Source organism: Amycolatopsis sp. cmx-4-54 (genome assembly GCF_046548895.1).
Classification (GTDB): Bacteria; Actinomycetota; Actinomycetes; order Mycobacteriales; family Pseudonocardiaceae; genus Amycolatopsis.
Map to the genome: position 1 here is coordinate 86,844 of NZ_JAEBEJ010000020.1, position 21,051 is coordinate 107,894.

At 70.1% G+C, this 21,051-nt stretch carries 17 protein-coding genes; 5 read left to right on the forward strand and 12 right to left on the reverse strand.

What is annotated here, in order from left to right; translation table 11 throughout:
* Nucleotides 1-150 precede the first annotated feature (150 nt).
* The 5 genes from ACLJQ7_RS40705 to ACLJQ7_RS40725 are packed head-to-tail and all read right to left on the reverse strand — an operon-like array spanning nt 151 to nt 5,354.
* Nucleotides 151-1,437, reverse strand: a complete 1,287-nt coding sequence (locus ACLJQ7_RS40705) for a DUF58 domain-containing protein (protein WP_410653524.1) — start codon at nt 1,435-1,437, stop codon at nt 151-153.
* Nucleotides 1,437-2,396 carry an AAA family ATPase gene (locus tag ACLJQ7_RS40710; RefSeq protein WP_410653557.1) on the reverse strand — a complete coding sequence of 320 codons (960 nt, stop codon included), beginning with the start codon at nt 2,394-2,396 and terminating at the stop codon, nt 1,437-1,439. Before ACLJQ7_RS40710 ends, ACLJQ7_RS40705 begins: the two co-directional genes overlap by 1 nt.
* A gap of 17 nt (nt 2,397-2,413) precedes the next feature.
* A complete protein-coding gene (locus ACLJQ7_RS40715) occupies nt 2,414-3,547 on the reverse strand; it encodes a DUF4350 domain-containing protein (protein WP_410653525.1) in 1,134 nt (377 codons plus the stop codon).
* The gene (locus ACLJQ7_RS40720) at nt 3,544-4,185 is read right to left on the reverse strand and encodes a DUF4129 domain-containing protein (RefSeq protein ID WP_410653526.1); all 642 of its coding nucleotides are present in this window, start codon (nt 4,183-4,185) and stop codon (nt 3,544-3,546) included. The genes ACLJQ7_RS40715 and ACLJQ7_RS40720 overlap by 4 nt, the downstream gene beginning before the upstream one ends.
* Nucleotides 4,179-5,354, reverse strand: coding sequence for a hypothetical protein (locus ACLJQ7_RS40725; protein WP_410653527.1), 1,176 nt, complete (start codon nt 5,352-5,354; stop codon nt 4,179-4,181). Before ACLJQ7_RS40725 ends, ACLJQ7_RS40720 begins: the two co-directional genes overlap by 7 nt.
* Before the next feature lie 216 nt (nt 5,355-5,570).
* Here ACLJQ7_RS40725 and ACLJQ7_RS40730 point away from each other — a divergent pair, with 216 nt between their 5' ends.
* On the forward strand, nt 5,571-6,656 hold the full coding sequence (locus tag ACLJQ7_RS40730; RefSeq protein ID WP_410653528.1) for a neutral zinc metallopeptidase: 1,086 nt from the start codon (nt 5,571-5,573) through the stop codon (nt 6,654-6,656).
* A gap of 195 nt (nt 6,657-6,851) precedes the next feature.
* Here the strand turns inward: ACLJQ7_RS40730 and ACLJQ7_RS40735 are convergent, their stop codons facing one another.
* Together ACLJQ7_RS40735 and ACLJQ7_RS40740 are read right to left on the reverse strand one after the other, a co-directional pair.
* Complete coding sequence (locus tag ACLJQ7_RS40735) at nt 6,852-7,259, reverse strand: hypothetical protein (RefSeq protein ID WP_410653558.1); 408 nt, start codon at nt 7,257-7,259, stop codon at nt 6,852-6,854.
* A gap of 168 nt (nt 7,260-7,427) precedes the next feature.
* On the reverse strand, nt 7,428-8,504 hold the full coding sequence (locus ACLJQ7_RS40740; RefSeq protein WP_410653529.1) for a potassium channel family protein: 1,077 nt from the start codon (nt 8,502-8,504) through the stop codon (nt 7,428-7,430).
* Between the two features lie 88 nt (nt 8,505-8,592).
* Between ACLJQ7_RS40740 and ACLJQ7_RS40745 the strand changes: the two genes are divergently transcribed.
* A complete protein-coding gene (locus ACLJQ7_RS40745) occupies nt 8,593-8,979 on the forward strand; it encodes a hypothetical protein (protein WP_410653530.1) in 387 nt (128 codons plus the stop codon).
* 69 nt (nt 8,980-9,048) lie between these two features.
* On the opposite strand, the gene ACLJQ7_RS40750 is transcribed toward ACLJQ7_RS40745, so the two are convergent.
* A complete protein-coding gene (locus tag ACLJQ7_RS40750) occupies nt 9,049-12,303 on the reverse strand; it encodes an ATP-dependent helicase (protein ID WP_410653531.1) in 3,255 nt (1,084 codons plus the stop codon).
* Entirely contained in the window at nt 12,300-15,524 is a 3,225-nt protein-coding gene (locus tag ACLJQ7_RS40755) for an ATP-dependent helicase (RefSeq protein WP_410653532.1), read from the reverse strand. Before ACLJQ7_RS40755 ends, ACLJQ7_RS40750 begins: the two co-directional genes overlap by 4 nt.
* A gap of 54 nt (nt 15,525-15,578) precedes the next feature.
* Between ACLJQ7_RS40755 and ACLJQ7_RS40760 the strand changes: the two genes are divergently transcribed.
* Nucleotides 15,579-15,902 carry an MGMT family protein gene (locus ACLJQ7_RS40760; RefSeq protein WP_410653533.1) on the forward strand — a complete coding sequence of 108 codons (324 nt, stop codon included), beginning with the start codon at nt 15,579-15,581 and terminating at the stop codon, nt 15,900-15,902.
* 14 nt (nt 15,903-15,916) lie between these two features.
* On the forward strand, nt 15,917-16,747 hold the full coding sequence (locus ACLJQ7_RS40765) for a siderophore-interacting protein (protein WP_410653534.1): 831 nt from the start codon (nt 15,917-15,919) through the stop codon (nt 16,745-16,747).
* A 724-nt stretch (nt 16,748-17,471) separates the two neighbouring features.
* Here the strand turns inward: ACLJQ7_RS40765 and ACLJQ7_RS40770 are convergent.
* From ACLJQ7_RS40770 to ACLJQ7_RS40780, 3 genes are read right to left on the reverse strand one after another with little or no spacing between them, the layout of a single operon-like run.
* Entirely contained in the window at nt 17,472-18,761 is a 1,290-nt protein-coding gene (locus ACLJQ7_RS40770) for a sensor histidine kinase (RefSeq protein ID WP_410653535.1), read from the reverse strand.
* A gap of 55 nt (nt 18,762-18,816) precedes the next feature.
* Nucleotides 18,817-19,626 (reverse strand): uroporphyrinogen-III synthase, encoded by an 810-nt coding sequence (locus ACLJQ7_RS40775; RefSeq protein ID WP_410653536.1) that lies wholly within the window; start codon nt 19,624-19,626, stop codon nt 18,817-18,819.
* Nucleotides 19,619-20,587, reverse strand: coding sequence for a helix-turn-helix transcriptional regulator (locus ACLJQ7_RS40780; protein ID WP_410653537.1), 969 nt, complete (start codon nt 20,585-20,587; stop codon nt 19,619-19,621). Before ACLJQ7_RS40780 ends, ACLJQ7_RS40775 begins: the two co-directional genes overlap by 8 nt.
* A 60-nt stretch (nt 20,588-20,647) precedes the next feature.
* Here ACLJQ7_RS40780 and ACLJQ7_RS40785 point away from each other — a divergent pair, with 60 nt between their 5' ends.
* A complete protein-coding gene (locus ACLJQ7_RS40785) occupies nt 20,648-21,043 on the forward strand; it encodes a DUF3224 domain-containing protein (protein WP_410653538.1) in 396 nt (131 codons plus the stop codon).
* Nucleotides 21,044-21,051: the final 8 nt, after the last annotated feature.

The following is a 21,051-nucleotide window of genomic DNA, read 5'->3' on the forward strand; positions in this document are numbered from 1 at the left end:
CTTTGCCTCACCCCAAAGAATCAGCACTCGAGTTCCGCCGGCACAAGGGCGCCCCGGACAGCAGCATGGGGATCACCGCGAAGAACAGCACGCGAACCGCCCGGGACACCCGTCGCCAACCGGCACCACTCCGTCGGGTTCAGCCCGACATCACAGTCGTCCGGCCGCCTTCAGCGCGAGATACCGGTCCGCCAGCCGCGGCGGCAGGTCCTCGGGCACCGCGTCGACGACCTCGACGCCGTGCCGCGCCAGCCGCGCGGTGACCTGGCGCCGTTCGGCCAGCACCCGCTCGGCCGCGGCCGCGTCGTAGACGGCTTCCGCGTCGCCGCGGCCCGCCGCCATCTCGGCGACCCGCGGGTCCGCCACCGAAGCGATCATCAGCTGGTGCCGCGAGGTCAGTTTCGACAACACCGGGAACAGGCCTTCTTCCAGCGGTGCCGCGTCCAGCCCGGTCAGCAGGACGACCAGCGCGCGCCGCCGGGTCCGCCGCAGCACCTCCGCGACCATTCCCCGCGCGTCGGTCTCGACCAGCGACGATTCGAGCGGCGCCATCGCGTTCACCAAGGCGGGCAACAACTCCGTCGATCCCTGGACGGCGGCGTGGACCTGCCGGTCGTAGGCGATGAGGTCGACCCGGTCGCCCGCCCGCGCGGCGAGCACGGCCAGCAGCAGGGCCGCGTCCATCGCCGCGTCGAGCCGGGGCGCGTCCCCGACCCGGCCCGCCGAAACGCGGCCGGTGTCGAGCACCAGCACCACGCGCCGGTCGCGTTCGGGGCGCCAGGTACGCACCATGACGTCGGACGCGCGCGCCGAAGCCCGCCAGTCGATCGACCGGACGTCGTCGCCGATCACGTACTCGCGCAGGGAGTCGAATTCCGTGCCCTGGCCCCGGATCAGCACCGCGTTGCGGCCGTCGAGCTGCTGCAGCCGCGCGAGCCGGGAAGGCAGATGCTTGCGGCTGTGGAACGGCGGCAGCACCCGCACGGTCCACGGCACGTCGTGCGAACCCTGCCGCGCGGCGAGCCCCAGCGGCCCGGTGGACCGGACGGTCACCCTGGCCGCGATCCGGTCACCGCGCCGGGTCGGCAAGAGCCGCGTGGTCACGACGCGGCGTTCTCCCGGGGGCAACGTCAGCCGGTGCCGGTCGTCCGCGCCGGCGCTGGGCGGCCACGCGTCCCGGAGCCACGCGCGCACCGGGCGGCCGGTGGGATTTGCCACGGTGAGCGTGACCTCGCACTCCTCCCCCAGCCGCACCGACGTCGCGCCGGACCGCGCGAAATTCAGCTTGCGCACACTCCCGGCGAGCAGGACATCCAGCACCACCAACAGAAGCAGCACCGCGGCGGCAAGCCCGATCCCGGCCCATGAGGGCAGCAGGAAACCGACCACCGGCGCCGCGAGGAGCGCCAGCAGCCCGAGCCGCCCGGTGACGGCCATCAGCGCGGAACGGGCACGGACGCGAGGACCCGGTCCAGCACGCCGTCGGCGGTCGCGCCTTCGAGTTCGGCCTCGGGCCGCAGGTCGAGCCGGTGCCGCAAAGCCGGGCGTGCCAAGGCTTTGACGTCGTCCGGGGTGGCGTAGTCGCGGCCCGCGAGCCACGCCCACGCCCGGGTCGCGGCGAGCAACGCGGTCGCGCCACGCGGGGAGACGCCGAGCCGCACGGACGGCAGCGACCGCGTCGCCCGGCAGACGTCCACGATGTAGGCGAGCACCTCGGGGCGCACGGTGACCCCGGCGACCGCGCGCCGCGCGGCGTCGAGCTGGGTGATCCCGGCGACCGGCGTGACTCCCGCCGCGGTCAGGTCGCGCGGGTCGAAACCCTGCGCGTGCCGGGAAAGAATGCCGAATTCGTCCTCACGGGACGGCATCGGCATGGTCAGCTTCAGCAGGAACCGGTCCAGCTGTGCCTCGGGCAGCGGATACGTGCCCTCGTATTCGACCGGATTCTGCGTCGCGATGACGATGAACGGGTCGGGCAGCGGCCGCGTCTTGCCGTCGCTGGAGACCTGACGCTCCTCCATCGCCTCCAGCAGCGAAGACTGGGTCTTCGGCGGGGTGCGATTGATCTCGTCGGCCAGCAACAGGTTCGTGAACACCGGGCCCTCGCGGAACGAGAACTCGCCGCTGTGCGCGTCGTACACGATCGAACCGGTGATGTCGCCCGGCATGAGGTCCGGGGTGAACTGCACCCGGGTCGTCTCCAGGTCCAGCGCGGCCGCCAACGCCCGCACCAGGAGCGTCTTCGCCACTCCGGGAACGCCTTCGAGCAGCACATGCCCCCGGCACAGCAACGCGATGATGAGCCCGGTGACGGCCGCGTCGTTCCCCACCACGGCCTTCCCGACCTCGGCACGCAGCGCGATCAGCGCCGCCCGCGCGCCGGCCGCGGCGTCCATATTGGACTGTTCGGTACTCAAGACCGCTCCACCTCTCGTTCCACGACATCGAGTCCGTCCGCCAGCCGCACGAGCGCGGCAGTGTCCGACACGTCCCCGGGCGGGTCCCCGTACAACAGCGCGCCGATCTCCGCGGGCGCCCGGCCGGTCCGCGCGGCGACGGACTCCACCAGCGCGGCCGGTTCGGCGTCGCGGGTGAGCCCCAGCAACGGCCGGAGCCGCGCGCGGGCCGCCTCCCGCAGGGTTTCCCCGGCGTGCGCGGCGGCTTTCGCCTTGCGATACAACCTCGCCCGCCCTTCGGTGGCTTCCGCCGCGCGGACCACGACCGGGATCGGCTCGGTCACCACCGGCCCCAGCCGCCGGGAACGCCACAGCGCCAGCAGCACCACCGCGACCCCGGCCTGCAACGCCGCGTACGACCAGCCCGCCGGGATCAGTTCGGACAGCGGCTTCCGCTCGGTCTCCAGCGACGGATCGGCGGCCGTCGGCAGGTACCAGACCAGCCGCTCGTGCTTGCCGAGCAGCCGCATCGCCAGCGCCGCGTTGCCCTCGTCGGCCAGCCAGTCGTTGGTCAGCGGGGTGGGGGTGCCGAGTACGGTCACCGTCCCTTGTGGACCGGGGACCTCGAGATACGAGCCGCCGTAACATTCCTGCGCCCTCGGCTGCGTGGCCGAATACTTCAGGCCGCCCATCGTCGCGTTCCCCGCCGCGACGGGATCCTTCGCCTCGCAGTCGGGCGCGCGGGTCTCGGTCTCGGCCTGGCCGTTCACCCGCACGCCGGGAAGGAATTCTTCGACCGTGCCGGGGCTCGGCTGCACCAGTACGACGTGCTCGGCTGTCTGCCTGATCTCCGTGAAGGCGCGCTTGGGCACGTACTCGGGCTGAGTGATCAAGACCGTCGCGCCCCTCGCGACCCCCTTGGCCTCGGCGGCGGTGCGCACGACCGGGATCTTGACGCCTTCCCGTTCCAGCAAGGTCGCCAGCGCGCGGCTTCCGGTGGGCTCGTACGAACCCGGTTCGAGCGCGCCGGTGGTCTGGTCGCCCCGCAGCAGGACGAGCAGCGTCCCGGTCAGCACGATCAGGAGCACGACGGCGAGCGGGAGCCGCACCCCGCGCCAGATCCGGCGGGCGTCGGGCGAAACCGAGGTCATCCGGCCGCCAAGGCGACGGGCCGGGTACGACGGCAGCTTTCGTCCAATTCGGACAGTGAGCGGTAGCCTGCCTCCGTGGCGGGGATCCCGCCGTAGTGGACGTCGTCGAACAACCGGGCGCCCGCGCGCAAAGGAGCGGCGACGTCGGGAAGCAGCCGTCCGGCTTCGAGGGCGGCCTCGTCGGCGGTCCGCCCGGACTTCTCGTCCAGCAGCGCCCGCTCCTCCAAGGACCGCACCAGGGCACGGAACCGCTCACGGACGGCGTCGTCGAAGTCGCCCCGCGACGCGGCCTCCTCGGCCGCCTTGCGATGTTCGCCGGACGCCTTGCGCTGCCCGGCGAACACGGCCCGCCCGCTCTTCGCCGCCGTCGCCAGTGGACCGGACTTCAGCCGGACCACCACGACGACCACGATCAGCACGACGACCAGCAGCACCACGGCGAAGATCCCGCCGGGCACCGCGCTGTCGATCGTTTCGAGGAAACGCAACAGCTTTTCGACCACCCAGTTGAACGCTTCGGACAGCCAACTCGGTCTCGCGGCCTCATACGCCTCGCCCGAAAGCTCCTCGGCGGCGCGCAGCCGGGCGGTGTCCCGGTCGATGTCGACCGGGACCTCGGTGAGGAAGCGCGTCACCATGCCTGCGGCGGAGGCGGCGTCGCGATCCCGGCCGCGCGGGCCAGCTCGATGTCCATGCCCTCGCGGCGCATCCGCTGATCGATGTAGAGGATCACGGTGACCAGCGCGGTGAACGGGCCGACGATCGTCTGCGCGATCACCGTGCCCACCGACTGCAGGATCAGGTCACCGGTCGACGGGATGTACATCTGGTCCAGATCGCCGAAAATCGACAGGAAGGCGCTGAAACTAAACGGGATCGTGATGATGGAAGCCAGGAACGACGAGATCACGGTGGCCAGCAGCAGGATGCCGAAGACCCGCCAGAACATCCCCGACACCAGCTTCACCGACCGGCGGAACGCCTCCATCACCGTGCCGCGTTCGAGGATGAACGCCGGACTGGCCAGCGCCCAGAAGGTGTAGGGGATGATCGCGGGCAGCAGGCAGAAGATCGCGGCGACCATGATCGCCAGCGTGTAGAGCACGGTCAGGCCGAGCAGCGGAAGCAGCCGCGGCGTCGCCTCACGCAGCGCTTCCTTGAACGTGACCGGCTTGCCCAGCACGGCCCTGCCCATCAGCACGGTGAGGAATCCGGTGAGGATCGTCGTCCCGAGCAAGGTGGCGACCAGGCTGATCGACGACGACGCCAGCGTCCCGCCGAGGACGCCGAACAGCTGGTTCATCAGTTCCTGATCGGTGGCCGCCGGGCCGAGATCGCGCATCCGTTCGAGGTCGGCGGTCGTGTCGACCAGCAGCAACCCGACCAGATTGATGGCCGCGGTGAGCACGGCGGTGACCGCGGCGGCGCCGAACACCATCCGCCAGTACTTGCGCATGGCGGTGACCGCGCCGTCGAGGATGTCGGTCAGGTTCAGCGGACGCAGCGGAATGACGCCGGGCCTGCCGAGGCCGACCTTCCAGTTCGCGTACTGCTGCTGAGGCGGCTGGTACGACGGCAGCGGGGAAGGCGGCGGCGTCGCCCCGGACGGGGACTGCCACTGCTGCTCCGGCGCCGGTGAAGGCGGTACTTCCCCCCGCGGTGGTGTCGGTGTGTCCGCCTGCGACGGTGCTGGTTCCCCCACCTGCGACAGTGTTGGTTCCCCCACCTGCGACAGTGTTGGTTCCCCCGCCTGCGGCTTCGGCGTCTCGGTGCCTCCAGGCCCGGACGGTCCGCCGGTCTCCGTCATGCGACAGCCCCTTACCCGTTCACGTTGCTTGCGCCCACTCTTCCAGAGGGTCCGACACCCGGCCAGAGCTGGGGGGACGACACCGATGGGTGACCGCTCGCCTCACGCTGGATACCCTCTGCAGCCGAGCTGTGGGTGGGGACACCGTTAGCTCGTTATGCTGAACATCGGGCCGGGTACCCCCGGTTCGCCCCTAGAACCACCGGGACCGACTTGATGACGCAACCGCCCCACGGCCAGTGGCCGCCACGCGGCGCCGTCCAGCCACCGCCGGTGCACGGCCAGCACCCTGCCCAGTGGCACGGAGCGCCGCAGCACTTCCCGCCTCCGCCGCCACGCCGGTCCGTGGGCGCGATCATCGGTATCTGCCTCGGCGCGGTCGCCGTTCTGGTCCTCGGCCTGGTGGCGATCGTTTCACTCAATCGTGACGGCTCCGATCACGTAGCGAACGCGGGCTACAGCACTCTCCCGGCCACGTCGTCGCGCGCGGAACTGCCGCCGAGCGGGTCTTCGTCGCCGTCATCCTCGACGAACCCGTTCCCGACGTCACCGTCCAGGGCACCGTCCTCGCCGAGCGGGCCGCAGAAGATCCTGAAGCTCGCCGACCACCCGATCCTCCAGGACCCCAACGCCGGCCTGCGGAACCGCGTCTGCACGCTGCCGCAGTGGCAGAGCAGCCAGCAGGCCGCCGAGGCGTTCTTCACGGCGGCGGGCAAATGCCTCGACAACGCCTGGGGCCCGTTCCTCGACGCCTACGACCTGCCGTTCACCCCGCCCGCACTGCACTTCCCGACCGGGGCCAGCTTCGAGACCGAATGCGGCACGATCCAGGTGGGCATCGCGACGGCGGCGTACTACTGCGAAAACAACCTCTACGTGCCGTTCCGCGGTCTTCAGACCGACCAGTACGGCAACAACCCCGGCGTCTACCTCGCCCTTTTCGCGCACGAGTACGGGCACCACGTGCAGGAGGTCGCCGGCCTGATGGACGCGGCCTGGCAGAAGATCTACGACGCGGGCCAGAACAGCCCTTCCGGGCTGGAGATGTCGCGGCGCAAGGAACTCCAGGCACAGTGCTTCTCCGGGATGTTCCTCGGCGCGCACGTCGACCAGGGCGGCACGGTCAGCCGGGACATGTACAACAAGGCCTGGAACGACCAGGAGACCCGCGGCGACAACACCTCGCGCAGCCAGGACCACGGGACGAACGCGCACTACGCGTCCTGGTGGCGGGCGGGTGCGAGCAACAACCGCATCGCCGACTGCAACACCTTCTCGGCCCCTGCCAGCGCCGTTTCCTGACTGTTTCGCGCGTGAGTTTCAAGCCAGGACGCCGACCGTGTGGATTTTGGGACGTTGGATGACCAGAAATCCACACAGTTCCCGCGTGACCGGTCCGGTCACGACGGGGTGTGCGGAAATCGAGACGTTGAACGTCTCTATGTCCACACACCCCTCACTCGCGCGCCCACCGACCACGTCGAGTAGCCGCTTGGGTCAGGCCGTCACCGGCACACGCGGCCCACGCAACACCAAGAAGACGTACATTCCGCCCGCGAAGCAGCTGAACACCAACAGCGCCAGCCCGAGCGGCCGCCGCGCGTCGCTCGCTCCCACCGTCGCGTCGGCCGCGTGCACCGCGACCGAGTCCCCCGAAGCACCGTCCGGGACGACGACCTCGAGGCGCTCGCCCTTGCCGTGACCGCAGCCGTTGAGCGAGCCCTCCATCGGCTTGCCGCCGAATTCGAACTTGACCTTCTCGGTCGAGCCACCGCCCGCGCAGGGTGCGGGCTCGACGACCTCCGCCCGCACCTTCGTCCCCTGGGCCTCGTTCGCGATGCCGAACAGGCCCGGCCCGGCGAACCAGGCCAGGAAGATCACCAGCAGGCCGGCACCGGCCGCCACGGCCAGGGAGTTCCACCCCGGGGTGAGCCCTCTGGCGGGGTCCGATCGCTTGCGCACGAACGCCATGCTCCCAGAACCTCGCGGCAAAACACAGGAACCCGGGCAGGTGACGCCAGCGGCAGACCAGGAGCCCGCTTGTCCAGCGCGGGTGGTAGCAAAGGTCCCCCGCTACCGCTCGATCGTCTCCGCGGAGGTCACCTTCCGGATGTACAGCAGTTTGTCCCCCGGCTCGATCGCGTCCGCCTGCGGGGCGTCGACGCGGTACAGGACGCCGTCGCGGACGACACCCAGCACGATATCCGGCAGATGCCGCGGCGAACCGCCCTCTTCGGACGGCTCCACCGGGCGTTCGGCGATCGCGAGGCCGGACTCGGGGGTGAGCAGGTCCTCGACCATGTCGACCACCAGCGGCGTCGACGTCGCCATGCCGAGCAGGCGTCCGGCGGTCTCGCTCGACACCACGACCTGGTTCGCGCCCGACTGCTTGAGCAGGTGGACGTTCTCCGCCTCCCGCACCGACGCCACGATATGCGACTTCGGCGCCAGCTCACGGGCGGTCAGCGTGACCAGGACGGCGGTGTCGTCCCGGTTCGGGGCGACGACGACGGCCTTGGCCCGCTGCACGCCGGCGACCCGCAGCACGTCGGCGCGGGTGGCCGAGCCGTGCACGGTCACCAGGCCGAGTGACGTGGCCGCTTCGAGGGCCTGCTGGTCGGTGTCGACGACGACGATGTGATCGGGTTCGACGTTCTCGTCCCCGAGCAGCGCGTTGACCGCCGACCGGCCCTTCGTGCCGAATCCGACGACGACCGTGTGGTCACGCACTTTCGTCCTCCACTTTTGGATCTTGAAAGCCTGGCGGGAGCGCTCGGTGAGCACTTCGAGGGTGGTACCGACCAGGACGATGAGGAAGAGCACCCGCAGCGGCGTGATCACCAGCACGTTCACCAGCCGCGCGGACGGTGTCGCGGGTGCGATGTCACCGTACCCCGTGGTCGACAGCGACACGGTCGCGTAATAGAGGCTGTCGAGGAAGGAGAGCCCGTCGCCGTTGGCGTCGCGGTAGCCGTCTCGGTCGAGGTAGACGATCAGAACGGTCGCGAGCAGGGCGAGCATCGCGCCGATGATCCGTTTGGAGATGGCCCGCAGCGGGCTGACCGTCAGCTCCGGCATCCGGATCACGCCGACGAGCTCGTGGTCCGGGCGGTCGCTCAGCCGGACCGGGAAACGCTTGAGAACCCTCATGCACAGGCTCCGGCCTGGTCCGCGTCACTCACGGTCGCGAGGATAGCCGAAGATCCGCGCCTTGAGCGCGGTATGCGAAGCTCAGGGCATGTCTTCGGATTCCAAGCCGTCTCAGCGGCCCGCGTATTTCCTCGCCGGCGTGCTCGGCGCGGCCGGTGTGCTGCACTTCGTCCAGCCGAAGCCCTTCGACGCCATCATCCCGAAGCAGCTTCCCGGCTCCCCCCGCGCGTGGACCTACGGCTCCGGTGTGGCCGAGCTGGGCGTCGCCGCGGCGGTGGCCAACCCGAAGACGCGACGTCTGGGCGGGCTCGCGGCCGCGCTGCTGTTCGTCGTGGTCCTGCCGGGGAACGTGAAGATGGCCCTCGACGCCGACCGTCGCAAGGCACCGAAGCACTGGCGGGCAGCCTTCTGGGCCCGCGTGCCCCTGCAAATCCCCTTGGTGACCTGGGCCCTCAAGGTGCGCGACCGCGCCTGACACCCCCCGCATTTCGTCCTCTGAATGCGGTAGTCGCACGCACAAGGACCGCATTCAGAGGACGAAATGCTAGATCGTCGGGACGCTCCGCAGGAGTTGCCGCAGGCCTTCGGCGTCCAGCAGGTCCGCCGGGCGGACGGTCTTGTCGTGTTTCACGTAGTGGAACGCCGCCCGCACCTTTTCCACCGGCACCTTCTTGAGCGCCGCCCACGCCAGCCGGTACGCCGCCAGCTGCACGGCCAGCGGTTCGAGCCGGTCCTTGTCCGGCACCGCGCCGGTCTTCCAGTCGACGACGGTCCAGCCGCCGTCCGCGTCGCCGAACACGGCGTCCATCCGCCCGCGCACCGTGACGCCCACGACGTCCGCCGAGAACGGGACCTCGACGGCGTGCGGCACCCGATGCGCCCACTCGCTCTTCTCGAACGCGGTCCGCAACGCCTCCAGCTCGGAATCGGGCGCCTCGTCGACGTCCGCCGCACCCGGCAGATCGTGGATCTCCAGCAGTTGCTCGCCACCGAACCGCTGCTCCAGCCACCCGTGGAACGCCGTCCCCCGGCGCGCGTAAGTGTTGGGGCGCACGGGAAGCGGCCGCCGCAGCCGGTTGGCCAGCGCGGCGGGATCGGCCGACAGTTCGACCAGTTGGCTCACCGAAAGATGCGGCGGAAGGACGACCTGCTGCACGCGATCCCGCGCCCGCGCGCGCTCCTCCAGCAGCACCTTGGTGTCGGAGATCCAGCTGTCCGGATCGTCTTCTTCCTCTTCCTCGGCGTGTTCGGCCTCTTCCATCGCACCGAGCACCAGATCGACGCCGCCTGCGACGCCTTCGCGCCGCGGCCACAGCGGATCGACCGGCCACCGCGCCCGGCGGGAGTCGGCGACCAGCGGATTCTCGTCGGTTTCCGGCTCCTCGGCCCAGTGCTCGATCCGGCCGACGGAGTTCGCCCGCATCACCTCGCCGATTTCGAGCAGGAACTCCGATGGCCCCTTCGGCCGCGCGCTGCTCTCGTTCCACCAATGACCGGAGATCAGCATCGTGTGCTCCGAGCGGGTCAGCGCGACGTAGCAGAGCCGTCGCTCCTCGTCCGCCTCGCGCGCGATGAAGCCTTCTTCGTGCAGCTCCAGTGCTTCCTGCACTTCCTTGCGGTCGGCGCCGTCGGGAATCCGCAGCTCCGGCAAGTCCTCGGAGTCACCGCGTAGCGCGGCGGGCAGCGAGGTCGACGTCCGCAGCCACGACGACGAACGGCGCCGCCCCGGGAAGACCTCCTTGACCAGATGCGGAATCGCGACGATGCGCCATTCCAGCCCCTTGGCCGAATGCACGGTCAGCACCTGGACCCGATCCGGGACCACCTCCACCTCGCCCGGGGTGAGCCCGTCCTCCGCATGCGCGGCCGTATTCAGGTAGTCCACAAAGGACAAGAGGGTGGCCGTCGGCGACGTCTCGGCGAAATCCGTGACGACGTCGGCGAAAGCGTCCAGATGCGCTCGCCCGGCCGGGCCGGGACGGGCCAGCGACTCGACATCGAGCAGCATGGTGCGCTCCACGTCGGCGACCAGCTCGGGCAGCGACTGGTCCAGCCGCCGTCGCAACGCCGACAGCTCGGCGCCGATCTTCCGGATCCGCCGGTAGCCCTCGGTCGAATACCGTTCCGGCGTCCCGGGATCGTCGATGGCGTCGGCGAGCCCTGCCTGCTCGACCCGTTCGGTCACCAGCACCGGTTCGTCCACATCGGACTTTTCCGCAGGTGGCACCGGTGAGGACAGTTCGCCCGCGCGGCGCCACAACGCCGCGAGGTCGGCCGCCGCGATCCGCCAGCGCGCCCCGGTGAGCAACCGCGCCGCCGCACTGCCGGCGAGCGGGTCCGCGAGTACGCGCAACGTGCTGACCAGGTCCGCGACCTCGGGTTCGTCGAGGAGGCCGCCGAGACCGACGACCTCCACCGGCAGCCCGCGGGCCCGCATTTCCGCCGCGATCGGCGCCATGTCGGCGCGACGGCGCACCAGCACCGCGGCCGTCGGCGGTTTTCCGGTCTCCTCCAGGGTTTCGAACCAGCGCTTCGCCACCGCGCCGGCCACCCACTCGCGTTCGGCGCGGACGTCCGGCAGCAGCGCGGCCGCGATATCGGCCGAGCCCGCGCCTTCCAGCGCGCGCAGCCGGGCGACACCGAGACCGCGTTCCCGCAACGGTTCCGAGATCGCGTTCGCGAGTTCGAGCACCTCGGGCGGGTTGCGGAAACTGGTCAGCAGCCCGAACTCCCAGGCCGGGACGAGCCGTTCGCCGTTGTCACGCGGGAAGTCCGTGGTGAACCGGGGCAGGTTCGCCGCGCTCGCGCCGCGCCAGCCGTAGATGGCCTGTGCCGGGTCGCCCACCGCGGTCACCGGCATCGGCGGATGCTCGACGCCGCCGAACAACGACCGCAGCAGGATCCGCTGTGCGTGCCCGGTGTCCTGGTACTCGTCGAGCAGGACGGCACCGTAGCGATCCCGCTCCCCCACGACGACCGCCGGATAACTGCTGGCGAGCTGCGCCGCGAGCGACATCTGGTCGGCGAAGTCGAGCGCGCCCTCGGCTCGCTTCCGCGCGTGGTACGCCTCGACCAGCGGCAGGAGCGCGAGCCGGAACCGTTGCGCGGCCATGACTTCGGCCAGTTTCTGCGGCAACGACGCGCGCTGCCCCTTCGCGCGCGGCGCGTTCTCGATGACCTCGCACAGCCACGACGTGTACTCCGCGAGCCGCTCGGTCTCGACCAGATGCTCGCCGAGTTCCCCGGCCAGCGCCAGCAGGTGCGCGGTCACCGTGGACGGGACCCGGTCGGTGTCCAGATCATTGTCCCAAGTGGACACCACGCGATGCGAGAACTGCCACGAAGACGTCTCCGAAAGCAACCGGACCCCGGGCTGGACGGGCAGCCGCAGACCGTGCTCGGACAACAGCCGCCCGGCGTACGCGTGATAGGTCAGCACCGTCGGTTCGCCCGAGGTCACCGTCGTGCGCAGGTCGCCGGTCGGGTCGATCTTGTCGAGCAGCCCCGACCCGACCAGGCGGCGCAACCGGGTGCGGACCCGCTCACCGAGCTGGCGGGCGGCCTTGCGGGTGAAGGTCAGGCCGAGCACGCGTTCCGGCGGGACGAAGCTGTTGGCCACCAGCCACACCACCCGCGCGGCCATCGTCTCGGTCTTGCCCGCGCCCGCCCCCGCGACGACCAGCGACGGCTCGATCGGCGCGGCGATCACCTCGGCCTGTTCGTCGGTCGGCCTGTGCAGGCCGAGCGCGCGCGCGATCTCGCCCGGCTCGACCTGGCGGCGCTGGAGTTCGGAGATCACGGGCCGGTCACCTGCCTGCCCTCAGGCCGCAGCGGGCAGCAACCCCTTGCCGGGCAACGATCACAGTCCGGGTTCTCGGTGACGCCGTATTCCGGTCCCGCGGCGGAGCCGGCCGCCGAGCGCACCAGCTCCAGCCACTGCTTGCCGCCGTCCTCGTCCAGCGGCGCCTGTTCGCGCTGGGTGGATCCGGTCTTGTTGTTGGACTTCGCGACGTAGACCAGCCGCGCGCCACCGGGTTTCGAACCGCCCTCGACCGCGCCGAGCAGCACGGCGAGCTGGTACGCGGCGAGCTGCGGATGCTGTTCGGCGTCGGCGGCGGAGATCGGGACCTTGCCGGTCTTGATGTCGATGACGACCGGACGGCCGTCCTTATCCATCTCCACGCGGTCGACGCGGCCGCGCAGGAGCACGCGGACGTCGTCGGTGTCGCTGTCGCCCACGGGCAGCTCGACTTCGATGTCCTGCTCGACCCCGGCTTCGATCAGCTCCTTGCGGCTGGATTCCAGCCAGGTGATGAAGTTCCGCAGCATCTGCTCGACCCGCGACCGCTCCCGGCGCGAGAACCAGGGCGCTCCCGCGTCGACCCGCACCCACGCTTCGTCGAGGGCCGCGCGGATCTGCTCGTCGCTGCTGCCGCCCGCGACCGCCTGCGCGAGTCCGTGCACCAGGGTCCCCGTGACGGCCGCGAGTTGCGCCGGGTCACTGCCGCCGTGGCGTTCGATCAGCCAGCGCAGCGGGCATTTGACCAGGACCTCCACAGTGGACGGTGAAATCCGGATGAGATCGCCCGGACCGTGCACGGGTTCGCCGGTGGAGGGTTCCAGCAACCCGTACCAGGTGCCCGGATGCGCGCCCGGCACCCCGGCGGCGGCCAGTTTGGCGAGCTGACGCGCCGCCCGTTGCCGCCGTTCCGGCTCGCTCGCTTCGTCGCAGACGACCTCGCGCAGTTCCCCGACGAGTTCGGCGAGCACCAGCGAGCGTCCCGCCGGCTTCATCCGCGAGTCGAGCCCGCCGTCGTCCGCGCCGTTCTCCTCCAGGTCGTCGATGAACCGCGAGGGCTGCTCGTCCTCCCCCGCGACCGCGCTGACCAGCAACGTCTTCCGCGCGCGGCTCGCGGCGAGATAGAACAGCCGCCGCTCCTCGGCGAGGATCGGCGCGGTGGCGGACACCTTTTCGTCGTCGACACCGGACATGAGGTCGACCAGCCGCTCGACGCCGAGCACGGAACCGCGCAGCCGCAGATCCGGCCAGCTGCCCTCCTGGACGCCGGCGATGGCCACGACCGTCCACTCGCGACCGGCGGACGCGTGTGCCGTGAGCAGCGAGACGCCATCGCTCTTCATCGCCGCGGGGGCCAGTGTGTCACCGGCGATGTTCTGTGAGGACAGGTAATCCGCGAACGAGGCGACACTCGCCTTCGGCAATCTGTCGACATAGCGACCGGCCGCGTCGAAGAGCGCGACGATGGCGTCGAGGTCGCGATCCGCCTGCGAGCCGAGCGAACCACCACGGTCGACCATACGCAGCAGGCGCTCCTCGAGACCGCTCGCCTGCCAGAGATCCCACAGCACCTGCTCGACGCCGTCCCCGCGCACGACGGCCTGATGCGCGGCGTGCAGCAGGCCACCGATCCGGCGCATCGGCAGCGCCTCGGCCTCGGCGAGACCGGTGAGGACGTCGTTGGCACGTAAGGCTTCCACCAGCAGTTCGTCGCTCGACCGCTGTCCGCCACCCGCGAGCTCCAACCGGCGCAAGCCGCGACGCAGCCTGCGCAGAGCGAGCGGATCCGCGCCGCCCAGGGGCGAAGACAGCAACATCTCCGCGAGGTCGACGTCGAGCAACTCCGGATCCGCGGCGAGCCGCAGCATCGCCAGCAGAGGACGAACTGCGGGCTGCTTCGCGAGCGGCAGTTCCTCGGTGGCCGAACCGATGGGCACCCCGGCTGCCCGCAGAGCACGTTGCAGGACAAGGAAAGTCCGGGCAGGCGAGCGGACGAGCACCGCCATCTCCGACCACGGCACGCCGTCGACGAGATGCGCGCGGCGGAGCTGATCAGCGATCCAGCTCGCCTCGGCGGCCGGGGTCGGCATCAGCCGGACCCGGACGGCGCCACCCTCGGCGTCCGGCGCGTCGACGAGTTTGCGCTGCGGCGACGAACCGGGCAGCACGGAGCCGAGTTTCGTGACGGCCGTGCGGATCACCGGGGCGAGCCGGTGCGCGGTGGTGAGCAGGACCGTGCGCTCGCCGTCCTCGTCCGCGTCGGCGAACAGGCTGGGATCCGCGCCACGGAAGGAGAACACGGACTGATCGGGATCGCCCGCGACGACGAACTCGTCGGCCGCGTGCCCGATGAGCCGGATGAGCTGCGTCTGCAACGGGTCGAGATGCTGTGCGTCGTCGACGAAGAGATGCCGGACGCGGCGCTGCTCGCGTTCCCGCAGTTCGGGATCGTCCTCCAGCGCGAGCAGCGCGGAAGTGACCAGCTCGGCGGCGTCCAGCGCGGGAGCGCTCGCGACGCCGAGCGCGTTGCCGCCCGCGCCCTGCAGCAGCGTGACCTCTTCGTACTGGCTCCAGAAACGTGCGGCCGCGATCCACTCCTCGCGGCCGCGGCGCCTGCCGAGCTCGACCAGATCCTCCGGGCCGAGGCCGCGTTCGGCGGCGCGGAGCAGGAGGTCTCGCAGTTCCTCGGCGAATCCGGGCACGCCCAACGCGGGCCGCAGCTGCTCCGGCCAGTCGAGTGCGCCCTCTTCGAGGTCGCCGGCGAGCAGGTCACGGACGACGACGTCCTGTTCCGCTCCGGCCAGGAGGCGGGGCGGCGGCAGATCGTCGGCCTGCGCCTCCATCCGCAACAGTGCGTACGCGTACGAGTGCACCGTGCGCACGAGCGGCTCACGGATCGTGCGCGGCAGCGGATCCTCCTCCGGGTCGGTGGTGAGCCGGTGGGTGATGTCGGCGCGCAGGACTTCGGCCGCCTTGCGGGAAGTGGTGAGGATGAGCACGCTCTCCGGGTTCGCGCCCTCCGCGATGCGCCGCGCCGCCGCCGACGCCAGCAGTGCCGTCTTGCCCGTGCCCGGCCCGCCGAGGACCCGGCGGAAGCCGTCCGGGGCGGCCAGCAGGCGGCGGGCGCCGGAATCCCACTGGAAGGACGGCGTGCCGGTGACCGGCGTGCGGACCAGCCGCGCGTCGGTTCCTGCCGCTGTTCGCCGCCCGTTCACGCCCACGATGGAACCACGCCCCGCCGACACAACCTCGCAGCGGCACGGCAAAGTGGTCCCATGGATGACGAACTGCACGAGCGGGTGCGCGAGGTCATCGCGAGCGTGCCCGCCGGCTCGGTCGCGACTTATGGGGATATAGCGTCGGTTTCGGGGGCGCCGTCGCCGCGGCTGGTGGGCCGGATCCTCGGTGAGGACGGCCACGATCTGCCTTGGCACCGCATTCTGCGGGCCGACGGGACACCGGCTCCGCATCTTCTCGACGAACAGCTGCAACGGCTGCGCACGGAGGGCGTCATCCCCGACGGCCAGCGCGTCGACCTGCGGAAATACCGGTGGCGACGTGATCCCGACGACGACGCTGGTCCCGGCGCTCTCTTTTAGGTTAGCCTCGCCTAATGAGCTACATCGAGGCGAAGGTGACCGGTGTCCGGCGGCTCACCCCGCATATGAGCCGGGTGACCTTCTCGGGGGCGTCACTGGTGGACCAGGCGCCCGACCAGTACCTGAAGGTGTTCTTCCCGCAGCCCGGCCAGGCGGAGCCCGTGCTGCCCGCTCCGCTGAGCGGCGACGAAGTCCTGTCCTGGTACCGGACCTACCTCGCAATGCCAGACGACGTCCGGCCGCCGATGCGCACCTACACCGTGCGCGCGCTGCGACCGTCGGTGCAGGAGATGGACATCGACTTCGTGCTGCACGGCGACGAAGGCCCGGCCTCCGCATGGGCCTCGCGCGCCACGGAGGGCGATCGGGTCGCCTTCCTGGGACCGCACGGGCTCTACGACGTGCCCCCGGACACGAGCTGGCAGCTGCTCGTCGGCGACGAGACCGCGATCCCGGCGATCGGCGCGATCGTCGAAGCGCTGCCCACCGGAACGCGAGCGGTGGTCTACGTCGAGATCAGTGCTCGCGAAGACCGGCAGGCCTTCGAAACGCAGGGAACGGTGGAGCTGCACTGGGTGGTGCGGAACTCCGGTCCCGTCGGCGACGCGGTGCTCGAAGCCGTGAGGAAGGCGGAGCTGCCGGGCGGGACGCCCTACGCGTGGATCTCCGGCGAAGCGAACATGGTGAAGCTGGTGCGGCGGCACCTCGTGCGGGAGCGCGGGGTCGACAAGCGGGCGATCTGCTTCACGGGGTACTGGCGGCAAGGGGTGAGCGAAGAGGCCGCCGGCCGCGAAGCGATGCGGCAGGCGGAGGCCGGGGAGGCTCCTTCGCCCGATGAGGACTGAGGGGTTTGCGTAATCCACGCGCTAGTAGCCCCCTGAACTGCGGAAAGGGAGCAAGGGACCTTTGCTACCACGGGCCCGGCGAGTTGAGGGGTGTCTGGAAGTAGGGACGTTGAGCGTCCCTACTTCCAACCGCGTAGTGGCGCGTATTGACCGTGTGGGTTTTGGGACGTCAGATGTCCCGAAACCCACACAGTCACCACGCCGACCTGCGAAAAGGGAGCAAGGGACCTTTGCTACCACGGCCCTCGGGGTGTGTGGAAATAGGGACGTTGAGTGTCCCTATCTCCACACACCCCACACTCCGCGTAGCGACACCTACCGACCGTGTGAATTTCGGGACGTCAGATGTCCCGAAACCCACACAGTCACCACGCCGACCTGCGAAAAGGGAGCAAGGGACCTTTGCTACCACGGCCCCGGCGAGTTGAGGGGTGTGTGGAAATAGGGACGTTGAGTGTCCCCATTTCCACACACCCCACACTCCGCGTAGCGGCGCCTACCGACCGTGTGGATTTCGGGACGTCAGATGTCCCGAAACCCACACAGTCACCACGCCGACCTGCGAAAAGGGAGCAAGGGACCTTTGCTACCACTTACGTAGGCATGCTAACCAAACGAGAGCAAAGGTCCCTTGCTCCCTTCGCGCCCGGAAGTCCGTGAAGGCCCCCTTACCTACCCTCAAGGTAGTGAAGGAGGCCTTCACGGACACGGAGCCACCGGAAGCTCAGTGCGGTACCCAAAGTGTCACCCGGGTCCCCCGCCCCGGATGCGAATCGATCGTCCCCCGCCCGCCGACCTCCGCCAGCCGCGCCATGATCGACTGGCTGATCCCGAAGCCCGGCGGCCGGTCCAGCATGCTGAAGCCGGTCCCCTGATCCCGCGCGATGACCGCGATGCCGCCTTCGCTTTCCTCGACGCGAAGCACGACCTGCTTCGTCCCGGCGTGCTTCACGGTGTTTCGCAGGGCTTCGCGGACAGCGTCACGAATGGCGGTCCGGCGCGCGTGCGAGAGTCGGTAGTCCTCTTCGGTCTCGGCGGCGACGAGCTGGGTGCGGAGGCCGTCTCGCGCCATTTCGGTGGCGACCTCGGCGAGGTCCGCCGTGAGGCCGCGGGCCGACGGCGCATCGGGGCCGACCAGTTCGCGGCGCAGTTCGGCGGCCTGCGCCCGCGCGGTGGCGCGCATTTCCGCGAGCCGTTCCGCGGGCACGGAATCGTCGTCCGGCGCTTCCAGCCCCATCGCCTCCAAGGTCTGGAGCACGGAGTCGTGCATGACCCGCTGGGTCCGCAGGCGTTCGGCGCGCTGCCCCCGGCGCATCCCGATTCCCAGCGCGAATCGGGTCCCGACGCCGAGCAGGATCAGGATCCCCGCCGTGGTCACCATCGCCACGACGAGCGCGATCATGCACCCCACCGACCGGCTCACCGCGAGCGGATGGTCGATCGGCAGCCCACCGGCCCAGGTCAGGAAGGCCCGGAACGGCACGGCCGCGATCACCAGCAAGAGCGTCGCGGGCAGCCCGAACGACAGCGTCCACAGCGCCACCGTCCCGACCATCCACGTCCAGGCGACGTCGACGGCGAACGGCTGGATGTCGGCGGGCGCCGTGGTGGCCACGATCGTCGTGAGCACCACACCCACAGCGAGATCCGCGTACATCAGCCGCCCGGACGTCTTCGCCCGGATCCCGCGGCCGCGCACCACCCACCAGACCGCGAGGACGTTGAGCAGCATCCCGACGATCGTCGTGCTCAGGACGGGGATGATCCCCGCCGACCCGTTCGAGACGAGGAAACCGATGTACACCTTCGGGAACGCGGCCACGCGGTAGAAGATCGGGCCGAGCGCGGAGTAGCGGATCGCGCGCATCAACAGCGTGTCCGCGGAATCTTCCCGATAGCGCCAATCGGGAACGGAATCGGGGTCGGGTGCTTCGTCGGCGGGGCTCGCGCCCAAGACCGAAGAGCCCTTTCGCAACATCGCGCGCACGAACGTGACCGATGGAGACTCGGACATCCGCCGCCCTCCCGTGCGTCCGGTGTGTCGAGCCTGGCAAAGCGGCTTACCCGCGTCAAGACGGCCGAATGCGCAGCTCGGCGACGAGAAGTTTGACCAACGCGCCGAGCCGCTGACGTTCGGGCTGGACGGTCGGTACCCCGGCGGCTTCCAGGGGCGCCGCGGTCACCGGTCCGACGCACGCGCACAACACCGGACCTCGTAGTGCGGCAAGGAGTTCCTCGCGCCGCGACCCCGCCAGCGTCAGCAGGTTCGCGGCCGCCGGAGCGGAAGTGAAGGCCAACGCGTGCACGCGTCCGGAAAGCACGCTTTCGACGAGTTCGTGCACAGGTGTGACGTCGGCGGGCGAAAGCCAGCGATACGGCTGCGCCTGGACGACGTCCGCGCCCGCGTCCCGCAGCGACCCGGTCAGTTCGGGCAGCAAGGTGCCGTGCAACTGGACGGCGACCCGTGCGCCGCGAACCCCGGCGTCGCGCAAGCCTTCGAACAGTTCCGCGTTGCTCTCTTCGGGCGCGGAGAATTCCTCACGCAGCCCCTCTCCGCGCACCGCGCCCGCCGCTTTCGGCCCCCGCACGAAAATCCGTGACGCGGCCAGCCGCTCCAGCAACGGTTCGCGCAGCCCCCAGCCTTCGGCCGCCGAAACCCAGCCGCGGAACCCGGCGCCGGTGGTGACCGCGGTGAAGCCGACCGGCCCGGCCAGCACCGCGTCGGTCGCCGCCCGTAGTTCGGTGTCGTCGGGCAGCGGGACGATCCGGATGGTGGGCGCGTGCAGCACGGTCGCGCCGTGCCGCGTCAGCGCGCCGATGAAGTCGTCGGCCCGCCGCTCCGCGGTGATCCCGATCGTGATTCCGTCCAGGTCAGCCATAACGCGCGCCCATCTTCCTGATCTCCTCCGCCAGCCGCTCGCGCAGTTCCGGCGGTGCGAGCACTTCGAGGTTGCCGCCGAACCGCAGTAGTTCACCGACCGCCGGTTCTCCGGGTTCCACGGGCAGTTCCATCGTCAGCCAGCCGTGTTCGTCCGGCTCGGCGTCCGCTTCCCGCAACGCCCTCGCTCCGACGGCCCCGAGATAGAACGGCAACAGTATGCGGGCGAGCTCGTTCAACCGGACCATCGCCACTCGCGGATACATCCGCTTTTCGAACTGCTCCGACCATTCCTGCCAGTAGCGCGCGAGGTCGAAGCCGGACGGCCGCTCGAAGATTTCACCGAGGTCTTCGAGCTCTTCGATCCGGGAGACCCGATAGGTCCGGTCGGTCCCGTCGCATCGCGCCGCGAGATACCAGTTCCCGGCCTTGAGAATCAGGCCAAGCGGATCGAGGACGCGATCGACCTTCCGCTGTCCCCAGCGTTCGTACCGGACCTTGACCCGCCGCGCGTGCCAGACCGCGTCGGCCAGTTCGGACAGCCGCGGCAGGCTTTCGATCCCGCGATGCCAGCCGGGCACGTCCAGATAGAACCGTTCGGAGATCTTGCTCGCCCCGGCACGCAACTCCGCGGGCATGGCCGCGTGCAGTTTGAGCTGCGCGGCGGCGAGGACCGTGCCCAGCCCGAGCTCGCTGGCCGCGCCCGGCAGGCCCGCCAGCGAAAGCGATTGCGCCTCTTCCTCGGTCAACCCGGTCAGCCTCGTGCGATAGCCGTCGACCAGCTGATATCCGCCCGTACGCCCGCGATCGGCGTACACCGGGACGCCGGCCGCGGAAAGCGCCTCGACGTCGCGGTAGACCGTCCGGACCGACACCTCCAGCTCGGTCGCCAGCTCCTCGGCCGTCATCCGGCCGCGATTCTGCAGCAGGAGGAGGACCGACAGGAGTCTGCTCGCGCGCATGAATCCAGTATCCCCGAAAACCTGACACATTCTGACAGGTTTGGCTGACAGGGTGAATCCATGAACAAGTTCGCGGTGAAGAATTGGGAAGAAGCCATCGTCAGTGGCGCCGACGGCGGCCCGCGAGTGGCCTACGCGCACGCAACGTTCGACTACCACGGGCTGATCGAAGGCGAGTCGATCCTCGACTACCTGCTGTACTACTCGGGTGAGGGTTTCGACGGCGACGGCACGACGGCGCCGGGCTTCGAACGGATCGAAGGCAGCGTGGACGGGCGCAAGGGAAGCTTCGTGATCAAGCACGAAACCGGGTTCGACGCGAAGGGCATCTCGTCGAAGTTCGCGGTCGTCGAGGGCTCCGGAACGGGTGAACTCGCCGGAATCACCGGCACCGGTACCACGACCGGGGCGCTCGGTGAGCCGACGATGTCGTACACGTTCGCGTTTTCGCTGTAGGGAGGACC